Raw genomic sequence first — 2376 nt, 5'->3', positions numbered from 1 at the left:
TAAAAAATACAAATAATTTAAGTAAAAAAGTCACTATAAATCAATAACCTATGAATTTATTTTCTGAATGGATTTTGAGAGTGTTTTGAGTAGTTTCTCAGTGTCGTTCCAACCGATACAACCATCGGTAATACTAACCCCATATTCAAGCGATTTTAACGGTCCAACTGACTGGCTACCTTCATTCAGATGTGACTCAATCATCACCCCAAAAATTTGCTCAGAACCTGTACTGATTTGCTTGGCAATATCATCACCAACTTTGATTTGATTTTTAAACTTCTTCTCGCTATTAGCATGTGAGAAATCTACCATTAACTTATTGGATAAACCCGAATCAACAAGTTGTTTAGCAGTTGCATCCACACTCTTGCTGTCGTAATTAGTTTCCCCCTTGCCGCCACGCAAAATGACATGACAATTTGGATTACCCGAAGTGGTATAGCGATTAATCATGCCTTTTTTATTAATTGACCAAAACATATGTGAACTACTGGCAGAAACAACCGCATCAATGGCCACTTGAGCGCCACCATCTGTGCCATTTTTAAAACCCACAGGGCAAGACAAACCTGAGGCTAACTCACGATGTGTTTGACTCTCTGTGGTACGCGCACCGATTGCACCCCATGAAATCAAATCAGAGATGTATTGCGGGGTAATTAAGTCCAAGTATTCGGTTGCTGTTGGTAAGCGTTTTTTAGCTAGGTCTAACAATAAACCGCGCGCTAAATCAAAGCCTTTTTCCATATTAAAGCTGCTGTTTAAATCAGGGTCGTAAATCAAACCCTTCCAGCCAATAGTAGTGCGTGGCTTTTCAAAATACACACGCATAACGATAAACAAATCATCTTTTAACTCATCGCGTAATTTTACTAATTTCTCGCCGTATTCTATCGCCGCCTTAGGATCGTGAATAGAGCAAGGACCAACAACAACAAGCAAGCGTTTGTCCTTACCTTTGATGATATTAGCAATGGTTTTGCGTGCATCAACAATAAAGTCAGATTCCGATTTTTTTACCTCGTGCCTTTTGATGTACACTATCGGTGGCGTAATAGATTCTGCCTTAGTAATGCGAATATTGCTAATTTTTTGTAGTATTTTTTTTAGCATGGAGGCTTAATATTTATTATTTTCAATTAAAGCATAAGCCGAGTGATTGTGAATGGATTCAAAGTTTTCTGATTCTAAACGATAGTAATCAATATTATCATTGGCGTTTAAACCAACTGCAATGTCACGCACTAAATCCTCAACAAATGCAGGGTTATCATACGCTCTTTCAGTGACAACTTTTTCATCATCACGCTTTAAAATGGCATACAACTCACATGAGGCTTTTTGCTCTGCCAATTCAATCAAATCTTCCAAATGCAAAGTTTTACCTTTGACAACTCTAGCTTTAATCGTAATATGCGAGCGCTGATTATGCGCACCATATTTAGAAATACTCTTTGAACATGGGCAAAGACTGGTGACTGGTACCACAACTTTTATCATCACCTCAGAAGTACCTTGATTCAAAATCCCGTATAAAGTCACCTGATAATCCATCAACGATTCCACACCTGAAGAAGGTGCTTTTTTCTTACGGAAGAAGGGGAAATCCAGCGTGATATGCGCTGTATCAGACTCTAATCTTTCACACACCTTGTCAATAATTTTATCAAAATTACCACTGTTAAATTCACAAGGCCCGTCGTTCAAAATCTCAATAAAACGCGACATATGCGTACCTTTAACGTGCTCTGGTAATGTTACTGTCATCGTAAAGTTGCCAATCGTTGGGTTTTTATTGCCATCACGGTCAATAAAAGTAATTGGATGTGAAATATCTTTAATGCCTACTTTGTCAATAACGATTTGACGCGTATCCGCATTATTTTGTGTATCAGGTAAATTAGCTGCACTCATAGTCTTGGCTCCGAATAAGCAACAGATGCTCGAGGTGTCTCCCAAATAATCACTTCGCAAACACGAACATCTTGATTGTTAATTAATACACCCACCTCTTGATAAAAATATTTTGCAATATTTTCAGCAGTTGGGTTCAACTCATCAAAAGGTGGGATCTCATTCAAATATTGGTGGTCCAGTCTCTTAACAACTTCTTTGGTTTGTTTTTTAATTTCACGAAAATCAATGGCAATACCTAAGGCATCAACTACTTCAGATTCAACCGACACCTCAACCTGCCAATTATGACCATGCAGGCGTGAACAATCACCAGGGTAATTTCTTAAGGAATGTGCTGAAGCAAAGTCAGTGACAATTTTTAAGACGAACATAGTTCGGAAAAATTATAAAAAACGCTATTATACCAATCTATATGAGTTAATTACACCTTGAATTAACAGGTGTCTACTTAGTCGC

At 37.8% G+C, this 2376-nt stretch carries 3 protein-coding genes; all 3 read right to left on the bottom strand.

Annotation, left to right across the window (positions count from 1 at the left end):
• Positions 1-48: 48 nt before the first annotated feature.
• The 3 genes from BAZSYMA_RS05140 to queD are packed head-to-tail and all read right to left on the bottom strand — an operon-like array spanning position 49 to position 2291.
• A complete protein-coding gene (locus tag BAZSYMA_RS05140; RefSeq protein ID WP_090716341.1) occupies positions 49-1116 on the bottom strand; it encodes a 3-deoxy-7-phosphoheptulonate synthase in 1068 nt (355 codons plus the stop codon).
• Between the two features lie 6 nt (positions 1117-1122).
• Complete coding sequence (folE2, locus tag BAZSYMA_RS05135; protein WP_090716338.1) at positions 1123-1917, bottom strand: GTP cyclohydrolase FolE2; 795 nt, start codon at positions 1915-1917, stop codon at positions 1123-1125.
• Positions 1914-2291, bottom strand: coding sequence for a 6-carboxytetrahydropterin synthase QueD (gene queD / locus BAZSYMA_RS05130; RefSeq protein ID WP_090716336.1), 378 nt, complete (start codon positions 2289-2291; stop codon positions 1914-1916). Before queD ends, folE2 begins: the two co-directional genes overlap by 4 nt.
• Positions 2292-2376: the final 85 nt, after the last annotated feature.

Origin of the sequence: Bathymodiolus azoricus thioautotrophic gill symbiont (assembly GCF_001298715.1) — a bacterium.
GTDB lineage: Bacteria > Pseudomonadota > Gammaproteobacteria > PS1 > Pseudothioglobaceae > Thiodubiliella.
This window is presented reverse-complemented; position numbering and strand designations above follow the sequence as displayed.

Bases quoted from the DNA above. Each gene is read 5' to 3' on its own strand.
- BAZSYMA_RS05140 (WP_090716341.1), bottom strand. From the start codon at position 1,116: ATGCTAAAAAAAATACTACAAAAAATTAGCAATATTCGCATTACTAAG.
- folE2 (WP_090716338.1), bottom strand. From the start codon at position 1,917: ATGAGTGCAGCTAATTTACCTGATACACAAAATAATGCGGATACGCGT.
- queD (WP_090716336.1), bottom strand. From the start codon at position 2,291: ATGTTCGTCTTAAAAATTGTCACTGACTTTGCTTCAGCACATTCCTTA.